This window comes from Erysipelatoclostridium sp. MSK.23.31 (genome assembly GCF_019125875.1).
GTDB classification, from domain to species: Bacteria; Bacillota_I; Bacilli_A; order Erysipelotrichales; family Coprobacillaceae; genus Thomasclavelia; species Thomasclavelia ramosa.
In genome coordinates, this window is sequence record NZ_JAHOCB010000003.1 from 59158 (window position 1) to 82473 (window position 23316).

General features: G+C 30.8%; 16 protein-coding genes and 1 tRNA gene. 7 read left to right on the forward strand and 10 right to left on the reverse strand.

Annotated features, from left to right (window positions below):
• The first annotated feature begins 40 nt into the window (after positions 1–40).
• On the forward strand, positions 41–5554 hold the full coding sequence (locus tag KSU54_RS02740; protein ID WP_117791976.1) for a discoidin domain-containing protein: 5514 nt from the start codon (positions 41–43) through the stop codon (positions 5552–5554).
• Positions 5555–5589: 35 nt separating this feature from the next.
• Here the strand turns inward: KSU54_RS02740 and KSU54_RS02745 are convergent, their stop codons facing one another.
• The 3 genes from KSU54_RS02745 to KSU54_RS02755 form a co-directional block, all read right to left on the reverse strand.
• Positions 5590–8007 (reverse strand): CoA-disulfide reductase, encoded by a 2418-nt coding sequence (locus KSU54_RS02745; protein WP_217746579.1) that lies wholly within the window; start codon positions 8005–8007, stop codon positions 5590–5592.
• Between the two features lie 640 nt (positions 8008–8647).
• A complete protein-coding gene (locus tag KSU54_RS02750; protein ID WP_003538706.1) occupies positions 8648–9175 on the reverse strand; it encodes a chromate transporter in 528 nt (175 codons plus the stop codon).
• Positions 9169–9738 (reverse strand): chromate transporter, encoded by a 570-nt coding sequence (locus KSU54_RS02755; protein WP_003538705.1) that lies wholly within the window; start codon positions 9736–9738, stop codon positions 9169–9171. Before KSU54_RS02755 ends, KSU54_RS02750 begins: the two co-directional genes overlap by 7 nt.
• 104 nt (positions 9739–9842) lie before the next feature.
• On the opposite strand from KSU54_RS02755, the gene KSU54_RS02760 reads away from it, so the two are divergent.
• Positions 9843–10709 (forward strand): LysR family transcriptional regulator, encoded by an 867-nt coding sequence (locus KSU54_RS02760; RefSeq protein ID WP_003538704.1) that lies wholly within the window; start codon positions 9843–9845, stop codon positions 10707–10709.
• 223 nt (positions 10710–10932) lie between these two features.
• Positions 10933–12561 (forward strand): SulP family inorganic anion transporter, encoded by a 1629-nt coding sequence (locus KSU54_RS02765; RefSeq protein ID WP_003538703.1) that lies wholly within the window; start codon positions 10933–10935, stop codon positions 12559–12561.
• Between the two features lie 12 nt (positions 12562–12573).
• Here the strand turns inward: KSU54_RS02765 and KSU54_RS02770 are convergent, their stop codons facing one another.
• From KSU54_RS02770 to KSU54_RS02785, 4 genes are all read right to left on the reverse strand, one after another.
• A complete protein-coding gene (locus KSU54_RS02770; protein WP_003538702.1) occupies positions 12574–13443 on the reverse strand; it encodes an aminoglycoside phosphotransferase family protein in 870 nt (289 codons plus the stop codon).
• A 4-nt stretch (positions 13444–13447) separates the two neighbouring features.
• A complete protein-coding gene (locus tag KSU54_RS19380) occupies positions 13448–13633 on the reverse strand; it encodes a CatA-like O-acetyltransferase (protein ID WP_081446388.1) in 186 nt (61 codons plus the stop codon).
• A gap of 22 nt (positions 13634–13655) precedes the next feature.
• Positions 13656–13880 carry a CatA-like O-acetyltransferase gene (locus KSU54_RS19385; RefSeq protein WP_368735794.1) on the reverse strand — a complete coding sequence of 75 codons (225 nt, stop codon included), beginning with the start codon at positions 13878–13880 and terminating at the stop codon, positions 13656–13658.
• Between the two features lie 202 nt (positions 13881–14082).
• A tRNA-Leu gene (locus KSU54_RS02785) sits at positions 14083–14167 on the reverse strand.
• 574 nt (positions 14168–14741) lie between these two features.
• Between KSU54_RS02785 and pepD the strand changes: the two genes are divergently transcribed.
• The 4 genes from pepD (at position 14742) to KSU54_RS02805 (ending at position 19958) form a co-directional block, all read left to right on the forward strand.
• On the forward strand, positions 14742–16181 hold the full coding sequence (gene pepD / locus KSU54_RS02790) for a beta-Ala-His dipeptidase (RefSeq protein WP_003538701.1): 1440 nt from the start codon (positions 14742–14744) through the stop codon (positions 16179–16181).
• A 108-nt stretch (positions 16182–16289) separates the two neighbouring features.
• Positions 16290–17660, forward strand: a complete 1371-nt coding sequence (locus tag KSU54_RS02795) for an MATE family efflux transporter (RefSeq protein ID WP_003538700.1) — start codon at positions 16290–16292, stop codon at positions 17658–17660.
• A gap of 1320 nt (positions 17661–18980) precedes the next feature.
• A complete protein-coding gene (locus KSU54_RS02800; RefSeq protein WP_008792158.1) occupies positions 18981–19268 on the forward strand; it encodes a hypothetical protein in 288 nt (95 codons plus the stop codon).
• 537 nt (positions 19269–19805) lie between these two features.
• Positions 19806–19958 (forward strand): hypothetical protein, encoded by a 153-nt coding sequence (locus tag KSU54_RS02805; protein ID WP_003538698.1) that lies wholly within the window; start codon positions 19806–19808, stop codon positions 19956–19958.
• Between the two features lie 224 nt (positions 19959–20182).
• Here KSU54_RS02805 and KSU54_RS02810 read toward each other — a convergent pair whose 3' ends face one another.
• From KSU54_RS02810 to KSU54_RS02820, 3 genes are all read right to left on the reverse strand, one after another.
• Complete coding sequence (locus KSU54_RS02810; protein ID WP_003538697.1) at positions 20183–20803, reverse strand: hypothetical protein; 621 nt, start codon at positions 20801–20803, stop codon at positions 20183–20185.
• Complete coding sequence (locus tag KSU54_RS02815; RefSeq protein WP_003538696.1) at positions 20791–21303, reverse strand: NAD(P)H-dependent oxidoreductase; 513 nt, start codon at positions 21301–21303, stop codon at positions 20791–20793. Before KSU54_RS02815 ends, KSU54_RS02810 begins: the two co-directional genes overlap by 13 nt.
• A gap of 838 nt (positions 21304–22141) precedes the next feature.
• On the reverse strand, positions 22142–23137 hold the full coding sequence (locus KSU54_RS02820; RefSeq protein ID WP_008792154.1) for an NADH:flavin oxidoreductase: 996 nt from the start codon (positions 23135–23137) through the stop codon (positions 22142–22144).
• Positions 23138–23316: the final 179 nt, after the last annotated feature.

Genomic DNA, 23316 nt, shown 5'->3' on the forward strand with positions numbered 1-23316 from the left:
TAGTAAGCGTTTTCAATATTATTTAAAAGGAGGATATTATATGATTAAAAAGGCATTGAGAATAATCCTGTCATTAGTTATGTCTTTTGGGCTTGTTTTAAGTTCCATGAATGTAACTTATGCAAGTGAGAGTGATTTTGCAACAATCAAAACGCGTTTAAAAGATTACTTTTTAACTTTAGACACGATTGATGATGGGTCAAAAGTAGAAACATGCTATGTTTCAAAAGCAAAAGATTATCTTGATTTGATTCAAGAAGATGGTGCTTTTGGGGATGTTGACTACAAAGCGACATCAAGTGCTGCTAATGGAACAGCATGGTCACCTTATTTAGCTCTTGATCGTCTACAAGCAATTACAGTTGCTTATCATAAAGAGGGAAACGCTCTTTATCATGACGAAGAAGTAATTAATAAGCTAAATAAAGCAATTGTTTATTGGGGAAAAATGAATCCATCTTCTTCTAACTGGTGGGAGAATCAAATTGGAGTTCAATTAAGATTTTCTAGAATTGCTTTATTTATGGAAAGCATTGTAAGTAAAGATGCAATGGATATTATGCTTAATAAATTATTGGAAAAAACACCAGTTAAATATGGTACAGGTCAAAATAATTTATGGTTTGATCAAAATTATGTTTATTACGCAATTATTACAGAAAATGGGACTAAACATACCAATTCTACAGGATTTAAGAAATTAGATTTAAAAGAACTTGTAGATGATTATTTAAGTTATTGCTTAGTTGTTCAAACTGATGATAATACTGCTGAAGCAGTTCAGGTTGATAACAGTTTCTATATGCATGGTAGGCAGTTCTATTCTAATGGATATGGAATGTCAATGTTTAGAGATATGAGTTTTTGGATTTATATGCTAAGAGAAACTAGTTATGCATTTGAACAAGATGTCATTGATTTAATGGCTGATTATATGATTGATGGGACAAGCTGGACAATCAGAGGAGATATTATGGAGCTTTACCTTGGATATCGGCCATATGATTATGATGTTGGCTATGATAACTATGCAGCAGAGTATATCGATCCACTTAAGAGAATGATTGAATCAGATCCTGATCGAGCTGATGAATATCAAGCAATCCTTGATAACATCCAAGGAAAAAATACAGTTAATGGAAAAAATGGTAATTATTATATGTGGCGTTCTGGTTATGCTTCTCACATGCGAGATGGGTACGGAGTTAATATTAAAATGGACTCTAACCAAATCATCGGTGGTGAATGGCGTGGCAGCTGGTCAGGTTATGATAAAGACGGAGGACAATTAATTTATTGGACATCATCAGCAGCTTCAACAATCACAGTTGACGGAGATGAATATACTAACGTTTATCCAACATATGATTGGGCTCATTGTCCAGGAACAACAACAGCAGCACGAATCGTTCAAGATTATGCTAATGCAGGTCGTTTTAAAAATGGAACTGAACATACAATTGGGGTATCCAATGGTAAATATGGAAATACTGCTTATGATATGAATAAAAAGGGGACTCAAGTAAAGAAAGGATATTTCTTCTTTGATGATGAATTTGTTGCTCTAGGTTCGGGGATCAATTCTACTGAGGGAGTCAATATCCATACAACATTAAATCAATGCGAAGCTGAAGATGTAAATGTTGGTGGTCAAAGTGTGGCTGAGGGAACGAAAGAACAAATTTATAACACTAATTGGCTATATAATGGAAAAGTTGGATATGTTTTCTTAGAAAATACGGATGTAGTTGTAAGTAATAGTGTTCAAACTAATAATCCGTCATTATGGGATGAAGCAAAAAAGAATGAAACTCCGGCTACTTTTACAGCCTATTTAGATCATGGATTAAAGCCAAGCAATGATAGCTATGCCTATATTGTCGTACCAAATACCACAGCAGGTGCAGTTAGTCAATATGCCGGTAATACACCAGTTACTGTAATTGCTAATAACGAAAAAGTTCAAGCGGTAAGACATGACGGTTTAAAACAAACTCAAATTAATTTCTATCAAGCTGGTTCATTGGAATATAAAGATGGCTATATAATTACTGTTGATCAACCTTGCAGTATTATTATTGATGAATCAGAGGATACAAGAAAAATCTCTGTAGCAGTCAATGATACAGCAGCCAATCAAACTGTAAATGTAAATTTAAATTATGATAATCAAGAAACACAAACAACATTTGTTTCAGGAGCATTACCATATGCTGGACAAACAATGACGTTATCAGAAGGCTCAGATAATCGTTATCATACTAATTCTTCAATGATTGGACACGAAGTCGAAAAAGCTTTTGATGGTGATGAAAATACATATTGGCAAAGTGAAGAAACGCAAAATGAATGGATCAGTATGTTTACTGGCAATAATAAACATTTAGCATCTATGAATATTCTTTGGGGTGATAATTATGCTAGTGCTTATGATGTTATGGTTTCTCAAGATGGTAAAAATTATGAATTATTGAAATCTGTAAGTAATGGTGATGGTAAGACAGACACGATTGAATTAAAAGGAGTCTACCCATATATTAAGATTATCATGAAAGATGGAAATGGAAATTGTTTTGAAATTAAGGAAATTACATTTAAAGCAAGTGATTCAATAGCGCTTAATAAATCTGTTGAAGCAAGCAGTACGTCAACAAATGACCCTGGAAATACTAAAGAATTAGTTGTAGATGGTAATACAAGTACAAGATGGAGTTCATTACGAAATGAAGATGAGAACTGGATCATGGTTGATTTGGGACAATATTCAGAAATTAATGCTATGAGCATTCAATGGGAATCCGCTTGTTCTGATGATTATGATATTCAGGTCTCTAGTGACAAAAATAACTGGATAACGGTTAAAAATAGTATGGCAACTGGAAGTAGCTTATTGGATGAATACAATTTTGATGAACCTGTATATGGGCGTTATGTTAGAGTTTCGTCACATAAATCAAGAACTTTAAAATATGGTATTAGTATTTATGAAATTTCTGTGTATGGTTCTTATAAAGATGAGGATATTGCAGCTAATAAAAATGCATTTTCAAGTACAATAAAGGATTTGAACTTACCGACTCATGCAATTGATAATAAAGCCAATACGTCTTGGATTTCGAGTGCAGCCGGTGATCAATGGATCTATGTAGAATTAAAAGGAATTTATAAAATTTCAAGTATGCAGGTTGATTGGGGAAATAATTATGCACCTAATTATGAAATTCAGATTTCTGATGATGCACAAATGTGGCAAACAGTAAAAACTATAATTGATGGACAAGGTGGTAATGAGAACATTTCAGATTTAGGTAATCAAGAAGCACGATATGTTAGATTAAAATTAAATGGTTCTAGTGGCTCATCATACCAAATCATCCAGTGGTCAGTTTATGGCGAACTTGTTGAAGCAGAAAATTTAGAGAATATTGCTTTAAATAAAACAGCAACAGCTTCTTCAGTTTATAACAATGTTTATACTGCAAATAGAGCTATTGATGGAAGTTTTGAAAATAATGGTGGAAATGATCAATCAAGATGGGTTTCAAATAGAAATTCGAATGATGAATATATTCAAATAGATTTAGAAGCGAATTATGATTTAACGGGTGTAAAACTTTATTGGGAAGGAAATGGTGCTAAAAAATATCAAATTCTTGTCTCTGAAGATGGAAAAACATGGCAAAAGGTTTATCTAGAAGAGAATGGACAACCTGGAATTGCAAATATCCCATTTAATGAAACTGTTACTGCTCGGTATGTTAAAATGCTAGGTATAGAATGTGCTTCTAAATACGGATATTCATTATGGGAATTTGAAGTGTATGGAAAATTACACCAAGAACCAGTGGTGCCTGAAGTAAATATTGCATTGAATAAAACCTCTAAGGCAAGTAGCGAGTTTACTGACCCTAATGATGGTAATAAAACATATCAATCTTTATTAGCGTTTGATGGCAAAGGTACAAATGAAACAGTTGATGGAAAGCAATCACGCTGGGTATCTTTAAGAACAAAAGATGATCCAACAGCAACATCACAATGGATCTATGTTGACTTAGAAGCTGATTACGATATTTCTAAAGTTGTTCTTAACTGGGAAGGAAATGGTGCTAAAGAATATAAAGTGCAAATTTCTAATGATGGTCAGAATTGGACAGATATATCACATATTACAGATGGTAAAGGTGGTATTGATGAACTGACATATAAAAATACAACAGGCAGATACGTAAGAATGTTAGGAATCGAGCCTGGAGGAATTTATGGATATTCATTATGGGAATTTGAAGTTTACGGGGAAGCTGTATTAGAACCTGAAAATCCAAATGTAAATTTAGCTTTGAATAAATCTTCGAATGCGAGCTCAGAATATGTTGATTCGAAAGATGGAAATAAAACATATGAATCTTCGCTAGCGTTTGATGGTAAAGGTACAAATGAAATAGTTGATGGAAAGCAATCACGCTGGGTATCTAATCGGAAATCTAATGATGAGTGGATATATGTAGACTTACAAGATATTTATAATATTTCTAAAGTTATTTTGAATTGGGAAGGAAGCGGTGCAAAGAAATACAAAGTGCAAGTTTCTAATGATGGTCAAGTTTGGACAGATATATCAGATATTAATGATGGCGATGGAGGTCTTGATGAATTATCATATAAAGATGTAACAGGACGATATGTAAGGATGTTAGGGATTGAAGTTGGAAGTGATTATGGGTATTCACTATGGGAATTTGAAGTTTATGGAACAACTTTAAAATCTAAGTTACAGGAAATTTATAAGAAATATAAAGATTTAGATATTTCATCATACACCCCTAATAGTATTGCGCGATATCAAGAAGCATTAAATAATGCTGTTAAAGTTTATAACGATGATGATGTTACATCTGAAGATATCTTAAAAGCAATTGATCAGTTGGAAGATAGTGTTAAAGGACTTACTAAGATTGTTGATAAAATGGAGTTGGAAGAAACAATCAATTCAGCAAGTAAACAATTAGATACAGCTAAATATACCCCTCAATCAATTGAATTACTTACAGTCACTTTACAAAAAGCTAAAGAAGTTTTCAATGATGATAATGCTACGAAACATGAAGTTGATGAAGCAATTAATAAATTAAATGAAGTAGTCGCAGCATTAGTTGAAAAAGCTGATAAAAATAATTTAATATCAATTTTTAATACTGCATTGAAACTTGATAAAGAAAAATATACTTCTGAAAGTCTTACTAAAGTTGAAGCCTTGTTAGAGAAGGTAGAATCAATTATTGATGATGAAAATGCTGCACAGGCAGAAGTCGATGAGATGTATGACCAATTGCATCAAGCGTTAGATCAATTAGTGATAAAAGAAGATGTAAATACAAACGATAAAGTTGAAGGTGATGTAACAGTTATTCCTACGCCAGAAAAAGAGATACCAAAAGATGATAGTACTTCAGCAGCTAAAACTGGTGATTCAGTATCTATTCAAATATTGGCGGGAACATTATTGATCAGCATCTTAGGAATTGGAATTTTAAGAAAAAAGAAACAATCATAAAAAGGAGACTTGGAATTAATTCCAAGCTCCTTTTGTTATATAAATAGTGACATATCAGATTCTTCTAACATAGTAGCAACTCCCGATAATGTAACACCATCAATCAATTCTTCTTGTTTAATGCCCATTACATCCATACTCATCGAACAGGCAATTAGTTCAACACCATTATCTTGAGCTAGTTTGATTAAATCTTCTAAACTGTCAATATTTTTATCTTTCATAATAGTACGGATCATTTTAGCTCCCATACCACCCATATTCATTTTTGAAAGCGATAGTTTTTTTGAACCACGAGGCATCATCATTGCAAACATTTTTGAAATAAAATTTTTTTTGATTTTAACCTTTTCTGGTCGTCGAATGATATTTAGTCCCCAGAAGGTAAAGAACATTGTGACTTTTCGTCCCATAGCCGCTGCGCCATTAGCAATAATAAATGATGCAATTGCTTTATCTAAATCTCCAGAGAAAACAATCATATTTTTATTATTTTTATTTCCGTTTGAGATACTGTTCTGTCCTTTCTTTATTTTAGCACTGCTAATTCCTTTATTACAGCTAAGTTCTATTAGTTCATTACCAGTACGACGACAATAGCCATCTAGATCTGTAGCAAAAGCCGGGTCCGTAGTTTGAATTTCAATAATATCGCCATCTTTAGCAGTTTCTAGTGATGCTGATAATTTTACAATCGGACCTGGACACTGAAGACCGCAGGCATTAATTTTAATTGTTTCTGGATTTTCTATGGGACAAGCAGGATGCATTGTCTTGATTTTGGGTTCATCATGTTCTTGATTAAAAATTGTATTATATAAGCGATATCCTCCATTGAGATTATAAGTATCAAAACCATTTTGACTTAAAATCCGTGATGCTATATAGCCTCTAAGTCCAATCTGGCAGGTTACATAAATAGGTTTATTTAAATTAAGCTCATGAAGACGAGTTCGCAAGGAATCCAATGGAATATTAATGTAACCATCGATGTGACCATTTGCATATTCTAATTCAGTACGAGTATCTAATAGAATCACACTGCCATCACGGGGCAGTGATGCAACATCATCCCAATTATATTGTTTGATCTTGTCAGTAAGAATATTTTCAATTACAAAACCAGCCATGTTAACAGGATCCTTTGCTGATCCATATGGTGGAGCATAGCAAAGTTCTAATTCAGTTAAATCAAAACCCGTCATTTTGGCACGAATAGCAGCTGCTAAAACATCCATGCGCTTGTCAACCCCATCATAACCAACTATCTGAGCCCCTAAAATGGTTCCCGTTGATTTATCAAAAAGGACTTTTATTGACATATTGACCGCACCTGGATAATAGCCGGCATGATTAGCTGAATATGTGTAGACTTTATCGTAATTGAGATTTAATTCCCTAGCAGTTTTTTCATTGATTCCGCTACTTGCAACAGTTAAGTCAAAGACTTTTAAAATTGATGAACCTTGTGTTCCTTGATAATGGCGATCAAAACCGCAAATATTATCAGCTGCAATTCGTCCTTGTTTATTAGCTGGGCCTGCTAGGGGTACATAACTTGCTTTATTAGTAACAAAATTTTTGATTTCAATAGCATCGCCTACAGCATATATATCTTTGATTGATGTTTCCATCTTATCGTTGACGATGATTGCTCCGCGAGAATTAGTTGCAATTTCTGTATTTTTTACAATCTTAGTTTCAGGTACCACACCAATTGCCATAATTACCATATCTGTATCTACAGTTTGATTATTTAGAGTAACTGTCAGCTTGTTATCGGCTTCATTAATAGCTTGAAGTTCTGTTTCTAAAACTAAGTTAATTCCTTTGCTTATAAGATGTTGATGAACTTCACAAGCCATCTCATAGTCAATCGGAGAAATGACTTGATTAGCCATTTCTACAATCGTTACATTTATTCCAGTTGAATGTAAATTTTCTGCCATTTCAATACCAATAAATCCCCCACCTACAACAATTGCATGTTTTGGTTTATGGGTATCAACGTATTCTTTTATTGCATAAGTATCAGGGATATTTCTAAGTGTAAAAACTTTATTTGAATTGATTCCAGGAATATTTGGCTTGATTGGTTTTGCTCCCATTGAAAGAAGTAATTTATCATAACTTTCCTGATATTCTTTTTGTAATTGATGATTATATACAGTAACGGTTTTAGTTTCAGGAGTAATAGCAGTAACTTCGTTAAAGTTGCGAACATCGACATTAAAGCGTGCTTTAAAACTGTCAGGAGTTTGTAAGGTTAAAGCCTCTTGATCAGTGATTTCACCACCAATATAATAGGGTAAACCACAGTTAGCAAATGATATATATTCATCTTTTTCAAACATAATAATGTTGGCAGATTCATCTAAACGTCTTAGACGAGCAGCAGCTGAAGCGCCACCAGCGACTCCGCCTACGATAAGAATTTTTTGATTAGTATTCATTTTTTTCCTCCATAATTATTAATCTATGATTCATTTTCAAGATTATTATAATTTTAATTTAAAATTAGTTCTGTAACTAGGTCACACAATTATAAGAATAGTGGTTTAGTAAGGAAAATTATTTAATAATGAGATATTCATGTATTTTGAATTATGTATACATTTATTATCTTCAATATTCAATGAAGTCAAGTATTGATTTATATTAGAAGTAAGATTGTTATCTTTCAATAATGTTAGGAAAGCTATACTAAAACTAAATATTTTGATAATTATCAAAGAAGTGATAAATATTTGTAATAAAAAATACAATTATTTTTATCTATTCAGAATAATTAATTAGAGTTTAGGATATGAATATCAGCGTTATTAATAAAGTAATTTAGAAGCTAGATAATTATCTATATTAAATTGATTGACTAATTTGTTGATGTAATGTAAAAAATGGATTGTTGATATTAAATTAGACAAGACCAAAACCATTCATATTAGACACTTCTTAATGTCATATAGGCAGTTTTTTTTGATTTTGTTAAAATGTTCATTGGAAATAAAGATAATCTTTAGTTAGGCATTTTAGAACTAGCTGAATAAATAAGAAATCAAAGGTCATTATTAGATTTAGTAACCGGGTTTTGTCTTAATATACGAAATATCCAATAATTCCTGTGATAATCATTAGGGCAATCGGATTAGGTTTCTTTTTTTGTAACCATAATAAAGAAATTACAAAAATAATTATTGCTAAAAAGTTGATAGAGTTATTTTCAACAAAAGTTAGAATTAAAATTGTTGCACCAGCAGACATGATCAAACCAACTGATGTAGCTTTTAAAGTATTTAGAATATTTGTAATTATTTCTAGTTTTTGATATTTAGTAAAAAGAAGATAAAGGATAATTGAAATTGTTGCTCCAGCAAAAATACAACCAATTGTAGCAACGATAGCACCACTAATTCCAGCTAGTTGAATACCCACAAAAGTAGAGGTATTAACTGCTAAAGGGCCAGGTGTCATTTGCGAAATTGTGATAATGTCAGTAAATGTATTGGCACTGATCCAATGATAGTTATTGACGACCTGTTCTTGAATCAAAGGAATGATTGCATAGCCGCCACCAATACTGAATAATCCAATTTTAAAGAAAATTATAAATAAATTTAACATTGGCAGTACCTCCGGCGATAGTATAGTTGAGCAGTGGCTACGATAATTGTAATTAAGATTATTACAACGATATTAACTTTAAAGATATAGCTGGCAATGAAAGTAATAGGAATCATCGCGGTTAATAATTTTGAATGTTGTTCATTAATAGCTCTTGTCATTCCTATTAGGATATCCACGATAATAGCAGCAATTCCGGCTTGCATTCCTTTTAAGATAGCCATAATGATGTGATTTGTACTAAAAACTTGATACCATAATGAAACAACTGCCAAAATAGTAATTGGCGGAATAATCGCTCCAATGCAACTAACGATAGTTCCAATGGTACCGGCAACTTTATAACCAGCTAATGCCGCAAGATTGATTGCGATTGCTCCAGGTGTTGTTTGGCTAATTGCCGACATGGTGATTAAGTCACTTTCATTGAAAATTTTTCTTTTTTCAACAAAATACTTACGAACCATTGATACAACCACATAACCACCTCCAAATGTAAAGCTGCTAATAAAAATATTGATAAAGAACAACCATGTAAGGTCTTTTAGTTTATTTGCTTTCATTAATATTCTCCTTTATATATCAAGATTATATAAGTTGTATATACATTAGTAAAATGATATAATTTAATGAAATACATTACTTTTATTCATGATAGGAGAAAGCTATGAACCTTAGACATTTATTAATATTTAAAACAGTAGTTGATACAGGGAGTTTTACTAAAGCAGCAAAACAATTATTTATTACGCAATCTGGAGTATCGCATGCGATTAGGGAATTAGAACAACAAACAAATGTTGTCCTATTCGATCGTTTATCAAAGGCAATTATATTGACTCCTGCAGGGAAATTATTATTGGAAAAAGTTATTCCAATTTTATCACTATATCATGACTTAGAAAAACAAATAGATGTTTTGGAAATGAGTGCGCCTCTAAAAGTTGTTTCAAGTATTACTATTGCAACCTTTTGGTTACCAAAGATTCTAAAACAATTTGCAAGCAGCTATCCTAATATTAAGGTTGAGGTGCAAGTGGTCAGTGCAAAAGAAGCATTGGCAGTTTTGGAATGTGGAGAAGCCGATCTTGCTTTGGTAGAGGGAGTAGTTCCACCAGGACCCTTTATTGTAATAGATTTTTCTTCTTATCAATTAAACGTTTTATGTGCACCAGATTATTTTGCGGATAATGAAATTACATTAAAAGAACTTTGTACTCATGATCTTTTGCTTCGTGAAAAAGGGAGTGCAACTAGAGATATTATTGATAGTTGTTTATATTTGCGAGGATTGGCAGCATATCCTAAATGGACAAGTGTAAATTCAAAGGTCCTGATTGAAGCATGTAAGGCTGGATTTGGTTTTGCGGTTTTACCTACTCTTTTAGTTACTGAGGAGTTAAAGCATGGTACTTTAAAAACGGTGGAAACAGATGAATTGCTTTATAATAAAACAAAGCTTTTATATCATCAAGAAAAATATATAAGTGAACCATTGGCTAAATTAATTGATATTATTGGAGAGGCTGAATAAAAGAGGCTATAAGGAATAAAGTTTTTTAAACTTTTAGGTGTTATAGCCTCTTTTAATGTATTTAGAGTAGAAGTAGTAGTCTTTTTATGGTTGATGATTTTATCGATATTTTTATAATAAGTTAGAAATATTAATAAAAAACAGTAAAATATTTATTTTTTACTTTAAATCACTAATATTTATCATTATAATAAAAAAGTATTTTGAAAGGATAAAGGGTAGGATGTTTAAAGATTATGTATTAAGTTTGAAAAAAGAATTTGCAGGTTATAATGGTCAAAAGCTAGTAATGGATATTTTGGCAGGATTAACCGTAGCTGCGGTTGCGTTGCCGTTAGCTTTGGCTTTTGGGGTGAGTAGTGGTGCTGATGCTGGGGCTGGTTTGATTACAGCGATTATAGCAGGATTATTGATCGGTGGCTTATCTGGGGCATCGTATCAAATTTCTGGACCAACTGGAGCAATGTCAGCAATTTTAATTGGATTGTCAACTACATATGGTTTACAGGGGGTGTTTGTTGCTAGTTTTATTTCTGGGGTAATGTTATTAATTGCTTCATTATTTAAGTTTGGTAAGATAGTATCATTTATACCAGCTAGTGTAATTACTGGATTTACGAGTGGAATCGCAATAATTATTGCAACTGGACAAATTGATAATTTTTTTGGAGTTACTTCGAAAGGAAGCAATCCGATTGAAAAAATCTTATCTTATCGTATGTTAGGCTTTAATGTAAATTTAGAGGCACTGTTTTTTGGGATACTAGTAATAGCAATTATTATTTTATGGCCTAAAAAATGGGGAAATATATTTCCGGCTTCATTAGCTGGAATTATTATTGCTTTGATTATTAATTTAGTATTTAAATTTAATGTAGCAGAGGTCGGGAGTATTCCATCTACATTATTGCCTAAAGCTCGTTTGTCATTGAATAGTTTAAATTTAACAGCAATAACAAATCTAATTATTCCTGCATTTAGTATTGCTATGTTAGGAATGATTGAATCACTTTTATGCGGTGCTAGTGCTGGAAAAATGAAAAATGAAAAGTTAAATGCTGATCAAGAACTTTTTGCACAAGGGATTGGTAATATGGTTATTCCTTTTTTTGGAGGTGTTCCTGCTACAGCTGCTATTGCTAGAACGAGTGTTGCGATTAAAGCTGGCGGTCAAACGCGTTTAGTTAGTATTTTTCATGCAGCGGCTTTACTAATTTCAATGTTTGTTTTAGGTCCATTTATGTCAAGAATTCCTTTATCAGCTTTAGCCGGTGTGTTAATTATGACCGCCTGGAAAATGAATGAATGGCATGAAATTAAACAATTTTTTTCGAAACGAATAAAAACAAGTATGACACAATTCTTAGTAACAATGTTAGCGACCGTTGTATTTGACTTGACAGTTGCAATTGTAATTGGAGTGTTTATATCTATGATTTTATTTGTAATCAATAATTCTGATTTAGATATTGAAACAAGTGATATTGAACCACAACGACTTGATAAGGAGTTAAATTATGATCATCAAAGGACTAAAGTAATTTATATGGCTGGTCCATTGTTTTTTGGAAATCAAGAACAAATAATTACAAAAGTTAATGAGATTTTAAATGAATGTAATAATATTATTTTTTCAATGCGTGGTGTACCTTCAATCGATGATTCAGGGATCCGGGAGTTTATTGATGTAGTAGAATTATGTCGCCAAAATAATATTAATGTTTTATTTGCTGGAGTCCAAAAAAATGTAATGAAACAATTCAAGCGACATCATTTCGTAGAATTAGCACAACCAAATAATTTTTGTTGGGATGTTATTAAAGCATTAGATAAAATTGAACAAAAAGGATAAAAAAACTTGGATTTAACCAAGTTTTTTTTCATCTTTAATAATTTCATTGATTGTATATTGAGCATTTTCCGCACGTTCTGCTTCATCGCTATTATATGTGATCAGGGCCTTCCATAAAGCCCAGCCACAAGCACGATCAATCATCCCTTGATCTAGTTTTTTTAAGAATCGCTGTCGGCTTTCTTCTTCAAAAAAAGTCCAAGCCATTGCATAATCACAAGAAGGATCTCCAACACCTAAAACACCAAAATCAATTACTGCTGCTAATTTACCATTTTTAACAAGTAAATTGCCAGGGGCTATATCGCCATGAACCCAAACATTTAAATCAGATACTGATGCATTAAGGGCACGTTGCCAGATTTTCAGTAGCAGCTCAGTTGGTAAAACGGTTTTAAGATTTTCTAAAGCTTCGATTGTTTCATTGTGATATACTGCTAGATAACCACCACGATAATAGTTGTGAAGTCCTGCTTGAGGACCATTGGTTGTATCAATTTTCTGAAATTCTTTTAAGAATTTAGCTAGGTCATCAGCAAATTCATTTAAATTATTAATGTTTTGCTTTGTTAAAGTATCACCTTCTATATATTTGTTGATTGACCAAGAAAATGGATATCCACAGCTTGGATAACCTTTAGCTATTGGCGAAGAAATTGTCATGGTTAAATGTTTTTGGAGATAAGGTAGCCATGTAAGTTCTTTTTCAACTTGGGCTGCATAGCCTTTACCACTAGGCAAACGGACAGTCATCTTTGATCCTAAATGAAATGTTCGATTATCATGTCCGCTTTTAGCGACTGGTTCAATTACTAAATCTTTCCATTGAGGAAATTGTTCATTAATTAAGTTTTGTACTAGTTTTTTATTAATTTCAATCATATCATTATTCCTTTATAAATTTATGTTCATTAATCATAATTTGTAATTCATTAATAAAATGAGAAACATGGTAAGCACCACATAATTGATGATGTACTCTAATTGATAGTGATAGAAGAGTTTTATCATTTTGTTTGTAGTATTTACCAATTGCGAAAATTGGTAATAAGTAATGTGGCTTATCATTAATTGTTAAAAAAACTCATTGAATGTTACCTAGGGTGGACAGGAAAAGTTAAATGAATTAACAGATTCTTGTTTAGGAAATATTTTTTAATTTCACCGTAAGTTTTAAGATTATTTAAGTAATTTGGATAGAAATATTTAAATTTATAATTATATTCACTCCATAGGATAGAAAAAGTTTCATCGTCGAAATGAAAAATAGTATAACTTAGATTCATTGTTTTATATGTTCCTAAAATTCCTTGATTTATATATAGTTAGTTTTTTTATTTTAAGAAGGCTGATCTTCGTGTTCTAATCATATTTATTTACCTCGCTTTTCTTATATTCTATCAGATAGTAACCTAGAGTAAAAGTTTTTTCACTTTAGTGTGAGTTTAGCAGGGGGCTTTAGGCTATTAAATAAATACAAAAAAGTTTGTAGATAACAATCGACAAACTTTAAATTAATTATGGTACAGGAAATGGGACTTGAACCCACACGAGAAAATCTCACTAGAACCTGAAACTAGCGCGTCTGCCATTCCGCCACTCCTGCATTATTAATAAGTACAATAATTGTTGAGAAGATCTTGAGATAATTTGATTGCATGGAGGATAGTTAATATTGAGAAAAAAGAGTAAGCAAAAACATATGTTTTAAAAACAAAAACCATTACTAAACCAATGAATCCTTCTACAAGAAATATAATTAAATAAATGTAAGGGAGGCAGGTTATTAAAAATGGTTTGCTAATGGCAATGTTTTTTAACAAACTGAATTTTTTTTAGTATTAGCAAGACAATATATAATCCATAGCTAGATATTGACCATAAAACTGTTCTAAAGATCAAATCAAAAAGAATTGTTTCTATTTTGAAAAAAGGATAGCACCAAATATAACCTAGACACATTATAATCAAATAAATACTGCTTAGTATTAATGCCTGTCTTTTCATTGGCTAGTCCTCCTAAAAGCTATACATGATTGTGATATTTAATGACAGGTTAATCTAAATTAAAATAATTATTAAAGTCCTTTAATAATATTATTATACATCATTTAATTTGATTTGTTAATTAGTTAAACATTTTGTTATAATAAAAATAGTGAAAATGGAGGTTAGGTATAATGGCTGTTTTAGACACAGAGATTTTAGTTAATTATTATTTTGAGGAAATTTGTAAAATTCCCCATGGCTCTTATAATGAAGAAAAGATTGCTGACTTTGTTGAAGCATTCGCGAAAGAAAAAGGTTTTAGATATCATCGGGATCACTTAAATAATATTGTTATTTACAAAGAAGCTAGTCAAGGATATGAAAATCATGAAACACTGATGTTGGAAGCACATATGGATATGGTCAATGAAAAGAATAAAGATAGTAATCATGATTTTGAACATGATCCATTAGATTTGTATCTTGAAGATGGCTATGTTAGTGCTAATGGGACGACATTAGGAGCAGATGATGGCTATGGAGTTGCTTATATGTTGGCAATCTTAAGTGATCCTAATGTTAAAAATCCACCTTTAGAGTGTGTTTTTACAGTTGCCGAAGAAGTTGGTCTTGATGGAGCGTTAGGTTTTGATGCAAGTTTATTAAAGGCGACAAGAATGATTGGGCTAGATAGTGAAAATGAAGGAGAAATTTGCACAACTTCATCAGGAGGCTGTGATGTAATGATTACTAAGGAATTATATTTTACTAGTAATGAAAATCCAACTTATACATTATTAATAAAAGGATTATCAGGAGGACATTCTGGAGGTGAAATTCATCGCGGTAAAGGAAATGCCAATAAATTGGCTGCTCGAGTTATGTATGGTATGATCAAGGCAAATTTAGATATCCAGCTAGTGGATCTAAATGGTGGATTAAAAAATAATGCGATTCCCCGTGAATGTGCAATTGTTTTTGCTAGTACAAGTGATTTTAAGTTACTTCAGGAAGTGGCAGATGAGTATCAAGATTATTTTAGTGAAGAATTTGAAATTAGTGATCCTGGTGTTAAAGTTGAGTTATCATTAAATAATGATATTGCACAGCAAACGTTGAGTATAAAAGAATCAAAAGATATTATAAAATTAATGATGGCAGCTAAGAGTGGTTTTGTCGAACGTTCATTAGTGATTGAAGATTTGACAACGGTTTCATTAAATATGGGTGTAGTATCAATTAAAGATAAACAATTAAAAATAGATTATTTACTACGTTCACCAATGAAAAGCGCTGTGATGAACATGGTTGATGAATTAGATATTATTGCAGATGCCTTTGGTGGCACAATTACTCCAGCAAATTATTATCCTGGTTGGAATTACGACCAACATTCAAAATTACGTGATTTATTTAAAGTATTTTATTTTAAACGTACTGGAGCAGAAGTAAAAGAAGTAGCTACTCATGGTGGACTAGAAACGGGAATCTTTAAAGGAAAGATGCCAGCGCTAGATATTATTACGATGGGTCCTAATATGGCAGACATCCACACTCCAGATGAACGTATGGAAGTTGCATCATTTGTAAATTGTTACGAAATATTAAAAGATTTTATTGCGACATTATAAACCAAGTGTTAACTTGGTTTTTTCATTCTTTGAAAAGGGATATTGTTGAAAAGTGGCGATAATAGGAATACAATAATATGAGTTATAATAGATAAAAGAGGGAAAATTATGTTTAAAATGAAAGTTGATTTAACCAAAGATCCAATTTTAAAATCATTGTTGATCTTTGCGTTTCCATTATTTGTGGCTAATGTTTTTCAACAACTTTACAATACCATGGATACGATGATCGTAGGAAACTTTTTAGGGGATACATCATTGGCGGCAATTGGAGCATGTGGTGCTATTTATGAATTATTAGTTGGTTTTGCTTTAGGGGTAGGAAATGGATTAAGTATTGTTACAGCACGAAGTTTTGGTGCTAAAGATGAGAACTTGTTAAAAAAATCAGTTGCGGGATCAATCGTAATAGGAATCTTGTTAACTATTATTTTAATGCTTTTTTCACAGTTTTGTTTATATCCGCTATTAGAATTATTAAATACACCAGCAAATATAATTAATGAGGCATATGATTATATTTTTATGATTACTATTTTTGTTGGGGTAATGTTTGCTTATAATTTGTGTGCTGGATTATTGCGAGCAATTGGCAATAGTGTAATGCCGCTTGTTTTTTTACTTATTTCTTCAGTCTTGAATGTAGGATTAGATTTATTATTTATTACTCAATTTAATATGGGAATTCAAGGTGCTGCTATTGCAACTGTTATTGCTCAAGGAGTTTCGGCAATTCTTTGTTTTTATTATATTTATAAAAAATGTCCTATTTTGCTTCCTCACAAAGAGCATTTTAAAATTAGCAGGGAACTATATCAAGAATTGGCAGGGCAAGGTTTTTCGATGGGATTAATGATGTCGATTGTTTCTACAGGAACTGTTATTTTGCAAACCGCCATCAACAAATTTGGTTATTTAATTATTGCTGGACATGTTACTGCTCGTAAATTAAATAGTTTTTGTATGATGCCTGCAGCAACATTGGGTCTAGCCCTATCTACTTTTGTTTCACAAAATAAAGGGGCAAATCAAGGATTGCGAATTCGACAAGGGGTCCGTTATGCTAATTTAATTGCAGTAGGGTGGAGTGTTATTGCAACAGTTGTATTATTCTTTATTGCCCCAACTCTAGTTCAATTATTGTCAGGGTCAAGTAGTGCAGTAGTAATTGATAATGGTTCATTATATTTAATGCTAAATGCTCCATTTTATTGTATGTTAGGAATCTTATTGAATCTTAGAAATTCTTTACAGGGATTGGGGCGTAAGATTATTCCTTTAGTTTCAAGCATAATTGAATTTATTGGGAAAATAGTATTTGTTTGGCTGTTTATTCCATTGTTAGGATATTTTGGGGTTATTATTTGTGAACCGGTAATTTGGTGTTGTATGTGTTTACAGTTAGCTTATTCTTTTTATCGGGATCCATACATTAAAGAATATAGAAATATTAAGAAAGAGGCTGTAACGGGTAAATAATTATGTTGTGGTTTTGTCTTGTGCAAAAAGCACTCTATGATGAACGCTTTTTCAGACTTTTGACAAAGTGATACTCCAAAACGAGTATCGCTTTTTTTATATTGACTAACTTATAGAAAAATAGCGTTTTTGGATTACATACAGTGTTGTTCCCCTATCTTGCTATTATTTTTAGAATGTGATACGCAAAAATCATTAGTCCTTGATGCTGATTCTCCTTAAGACCTTTTTACTCTTGTATATCTCAAATTGTGATGTTTTTTGCAATTCTATGGATTTAATTTGTATTTCCTATATCCTAACTTATTTGTAGCGCTGTATTCTAAAATCTTTATGTTGGGACATACATATTCATATTTTTTAATGTAGCTTTTTTTGTGATTGATCTTTTATATGGTGCATACATCTTTTGTTTGTTTTCTAATATCGTCTTACAAATTGTCAGTGTGATATATTCTGGATTTAAACATATATTTTTTGTCCTATCTTTATATTCTTCATTTAGTAACGCATACGTTGGAAAAACGATACACTGTTATGCACGTTGCCTGTGACGCAATAGTTTAATCCAACCAATCTGTTTTTATCACAAAATGTTTGATGGGAATATACTATTCATATAGATATGCCGGGAAACCGTAACAGCTGTTTCAAAATAGATCTTGATGTAACATTTATGCATATAAAATACGATTACTATAAGCATACAAATGTATTTAAATCTGAATATAATATCCAATTTGGGATAAGTGATGGAATTATAAGAATTATATATATCAGCGTAACGGTAATGATTTAAAAACATATATACCATCGATGAAAAATATGAAGCAATCTATGGAAAGCTTCCTAAAAGAACACCAGCAGGTGTAAAATTAGAGATATAAATTTTTTCAAAAATAAGGTAATTCTTTTAAAATGCGTCAAAAAACAGTAAATTAATGAGGAAAAGACAGAGTAAAAAGGCTAAAATTTTATCATTTATTTTAATTTACAAAAAAAGAACTGTAATACTCTAAAATAGCTAAAAAACTACACAATCATTACAGCCACTTTTTATCATATGTTTTTTTATAAAAAAATAACAATTCAATGCAATTAATTTTAGATAATTCCTTTGAATTAAAATGTTGTCATCTTAATTTGATGGTATTGGTAAAATTATTTTCTTTATATATATTTCTTAATTCTATTTTGATAATTTTGTTTTGAATATCAAACAAAATCTTATTATATAAATTTACAACTTATTGAATATTAGTATAATTAAAGTATAAAGACATTTTCGTTGCACTGCTATTGCAAGGAGGTATGATGTTTATGAATGATACCATAAAAACAATTAATCACAAGATACAAGAAATGTCTTTTGAAGATTTAAGATTGATTTGCACAAAACATAGTATTGATATTTCAGATGGAAATCTCAATGCAATTTTGTCACTCATAAAAAATAATCCATCAACTATTATGTTTGCTGACTATCATCCAATTATCTATATTCAGATTTTGAATAAATTAGATGATAATATTTTAAATATATTCAAGCCTCTAATAGAGAAGGATTATTTAATGCATGATATCAAAAAGTTGTGTAAAATCAATTAAGGATTTATCATTTTGACGAAGAATGTCTTTAGGTATGATAATAAATGATATATAATTTAATGCATATGACAATTTTAAAAATGTTGCAGTTTGACATTGTTTGAAATCATCAGATTCAGACTAATTTGACTATCATCGATATGGAATACTAAGATAGAACTGAATAGTATAAAATAGTAGTTATCATTCCATATATTATATTAATCTAGCTTACAGATAAAGAAAAAATATTATGATTGTTATATCTGCTGCAAAAGCATCTTTAAAATTTGCTAACATTTTTATAATATAAAATTTCTCTTTAGATAAACAAAACTAAAGAGATTTTTTGTTTTAATATTCTAAAAGCAGTAAATAAATACATATTTTGATAGAATACAATTGGCGGTAATATAATGTATGCAGCTGATTATTTATTAAAAAAGGATTGTAGCAATATGAGTTTTGTAGGCATACATAATACAAAAAAACAATATAGAGGATTGTATAGGATTAATACTTACTGCAAATATAAGCTATATTGAGTTCTTTTCTTTAATGCATAAAGCTATTAAAAAGAATATTACTGAGTATAATGATGGAATATATAATTTTATTGTTGATTTAATAGATGAAAATAATGATTATTTTGTACAAAAAGTTCAAATAGATGCTAAGGATGATGCTCCGAGATTTTCAAATAAAGATTAGCTAATAGAAAATGGGACTAAAATTCTAAAACAGAAGATATTGAAATTAGTTGGGCTGTTTGGACTTGATGTAAAATATAATCTAGTTGAGCTCTCGATAAACACTCTAAACTTCTATCCAAAAACACAATATATGAATAATTGCTAGTATAAAAGAACATGGAGCGCAGCTTCATCAAAACTAACTACATTTAAAATCATAAGAGCTCCTTTTTGATATAGCTGTTAAACTAAGGTATTGTCATCCTCTATACTCATTGTATCCATTTGTTCTTTTGTGATACCATTTCTGTTTCCATATTTAATCCAATATTTTGTTGATGCTTTAATAAATAATTTTGGGGTGAGCGGCATTGTTATATGGAGTGTTTTATAGTTTTTTGATAGGATTGAATTTGCTAATTTCTTTACTTTTCTTGTTACAAATATTTTGAAAGGGGTTTTTAGGATTGCTTCTCCACTACCAATTTTTAAAACAGATCCAAACTCACAATTTGTTTTCTTACAAAACAGCTCTATCATTTTAACTGCTAAATCATTTTGTGTATATTCTAAAAATCCACAATTTATTATTACTGAAATTACTGGTTTTTTATCTGGTAAGTTGTTTTCAAGACTTTTAAGAAAATTTAAAAGTGTAGCAGGAATCCCGTCAGCATATAATGGAAAAACCAGTAACATATCGGAGAAATCATTCATTTTAGAACATAATTTATCATGATTTTGCTTTGTTATATTGTAATATTCAATGTCTTTATTATATTTTTTTGAAAAAATGTCTGCATAACATTTAGAATTTGATTTAGGTGCTCGCGGACTTCCGTTTAATATCACTATTCGCTCCATTTTATCATCTCCGTTTTCACAGTTTTTTCTAGGTTTTGTTCATTTGTAAATAATATTTTATAGTGTTTAAAATTCATGTTTTTAGCATTTCTTTCAACCAGAGCTTTAAATATCTCTTTTTCTTCAGTGTCTATTTCTCCATAGGCAATAATTGTAGCATTTTTCAATTCTACACTTCTTTGAACATGATGTGTTTCTCCGTTTAGTATTCTAATAAATGCCTTTTGAATCGGAATTGCACGTTCAAGCATTGTCTTCATAGGGGTATCATAACCACCATATAATATTTTACTGATATAAATTAAATTATCACTCTTGGCAATGTACGGATATACTTTTGTTGCATCGTCACGTATAACACATTTCCCCGGTGTCTTAGTCCAACAGCCAAAGCATCCAGTGCAGTTAGCTATATTTAATGATGATAGATCTATAAATTTTGTATTAGAATGATCTGATACGTCAAGATTTAGATATTTATCACTTAATATTAATTTCATTTTTACCTCCTTTTAAAAAATACTATAGCAATTGATAAAAATATATCCCATTATATTATTATGTCCCAAATATACTGAATAATTTTCCAAAATTAAAATAGTAAACTTACATTACAATTTAAACTTTTTCAGTACTTATTATAGCATGGTATTTATTTCTTGTCTTTTTTGATTATTTAGAAATTATATAGTGAAAATAATATCAAAAAATCGTAATTATAGCGATAGTGGTAACATTACTCTTTGAGATAATTATAGAAAAAATAACTACCTTACTCACAAAAGAAAAAGATAGTTATTATATTAATCCCAAAATCCAAGAAATAATTGTTTATCAGCTGTATCGCTATTCATATACACTGTAATCTATATTTTAAATAAGATTAAATATCAAAATATATACTTAAAAATACATTATTTTTATTATCTTATAAATCTTATGGCATGTGATTTCAAACAAGTAATCAATTCCCCATTATATTCAAAGCCCCATATAAAAGGTATGTATCTTCTCCTTTATAATTTTTCTAATATATTAATGAATAATGTTTTTCTTAGGTACATACAAATTTATCTGTTTTTAATTGTAATAAATTTTATAATTTCAAAATACATTTTAAATTAATAATAAATATGATATGGTAAAGAAGAATTACCATCTTAAAAATGGTTTTAAATATAAGTTTTAGGCAATTTTTCCTAACTTCTTGGAAACTTTTCTTACTTTCTTTTTAAATTTTTTAGAGGTCATTGCCGCATTTCCGGAGATAGTATTCATCTCCGAATTTATTGTATCGTAATTCAACAAATACTTGTATTATAGATACCAGTATTTGCATTATTTTTGTTCCATTGCATTTTTTGCCCAACTATCATCTTTTAGAATAGCTCTACCAACACCAATTAAATCTGCTTTGTTTAATTGCAGTAGTTTTTCAGCATCCATGGCATTAGTTATTCCACCTGTCAAAATAACTGGAATAGAAACTTTTTCCATAATATGCTCTGTCATATCTGAAAAATATCCTGGCTCTTTATTCCATGGAATCATATAGCGATTTATTCCACCAGTTATATCAAGGATATCTACACCATAACTTTCAAGCATTTGAGAGGCTTTAATGGAATCTTCAATTGTTGAGCCGCCAGCCATATAATCACACCCACCTAAGCGTAAAGCAATTGGGAAGTCTTCTCCAACTTCACTTCGAACTGCTTCAATAACTTCCTTATGAATTCTCAATCGACCTTCAAGTGTTGTACCAGTATATTCATCTGTTCTATGATTGGTTATTGGCGAATAGAACTGATTTAAAAGATATGCATGTGCAGAATGAATTTCTACCCCATCAAAACCTGCTAACTTTACGCGTCTGGCTGCATCAGCAAATCTTTTTACTATATATTGAATCTGTTCTTTACTCAATTCTTCTGGTATTTCGATATTGGATTCTTTCATTGTTATTGGTATTGTATTACTTGCACTAACAGTAGGTAATCCTGTTCCTCTTGCCATTGAACCGGCATGATTTATTTGAGCAAACGCCTTGCTTCCATTGTTATGAATTATATTTACCAATTGCTTTAATCCTTTTATATCGCTATCCTTTGCTACTGACATTTGTTTAGGATTGGCCATTCCTTGAATATCAATGTAACTGTGTTCAGTAATGACTAATCCAATATATCCACCTTTTGTTTTCTTATCATAATAATCAAGAATTCTTTGACTTACTTCACCATCATTAGCACTTGATGTTGCCATTGGGGGCATTACTAATCTGTTTTTTAACGTCAATCCGTTGATTGAAATTGATTTATCTAAATTTCTCATCATCATTACTCCTTTTTTCTTTTTATTAAGTGTAATATAGCACTACCTTAACAAAAATAACAGTATGCACTTTTAGGTAAGATACTATCTAAAAGGAGAGTTTAAAATGGAAGAAAAAATAAGTATAGATGTAAACAAATGGAGCAGTTAATTCAAAACCATCTTGAATATACAATGTC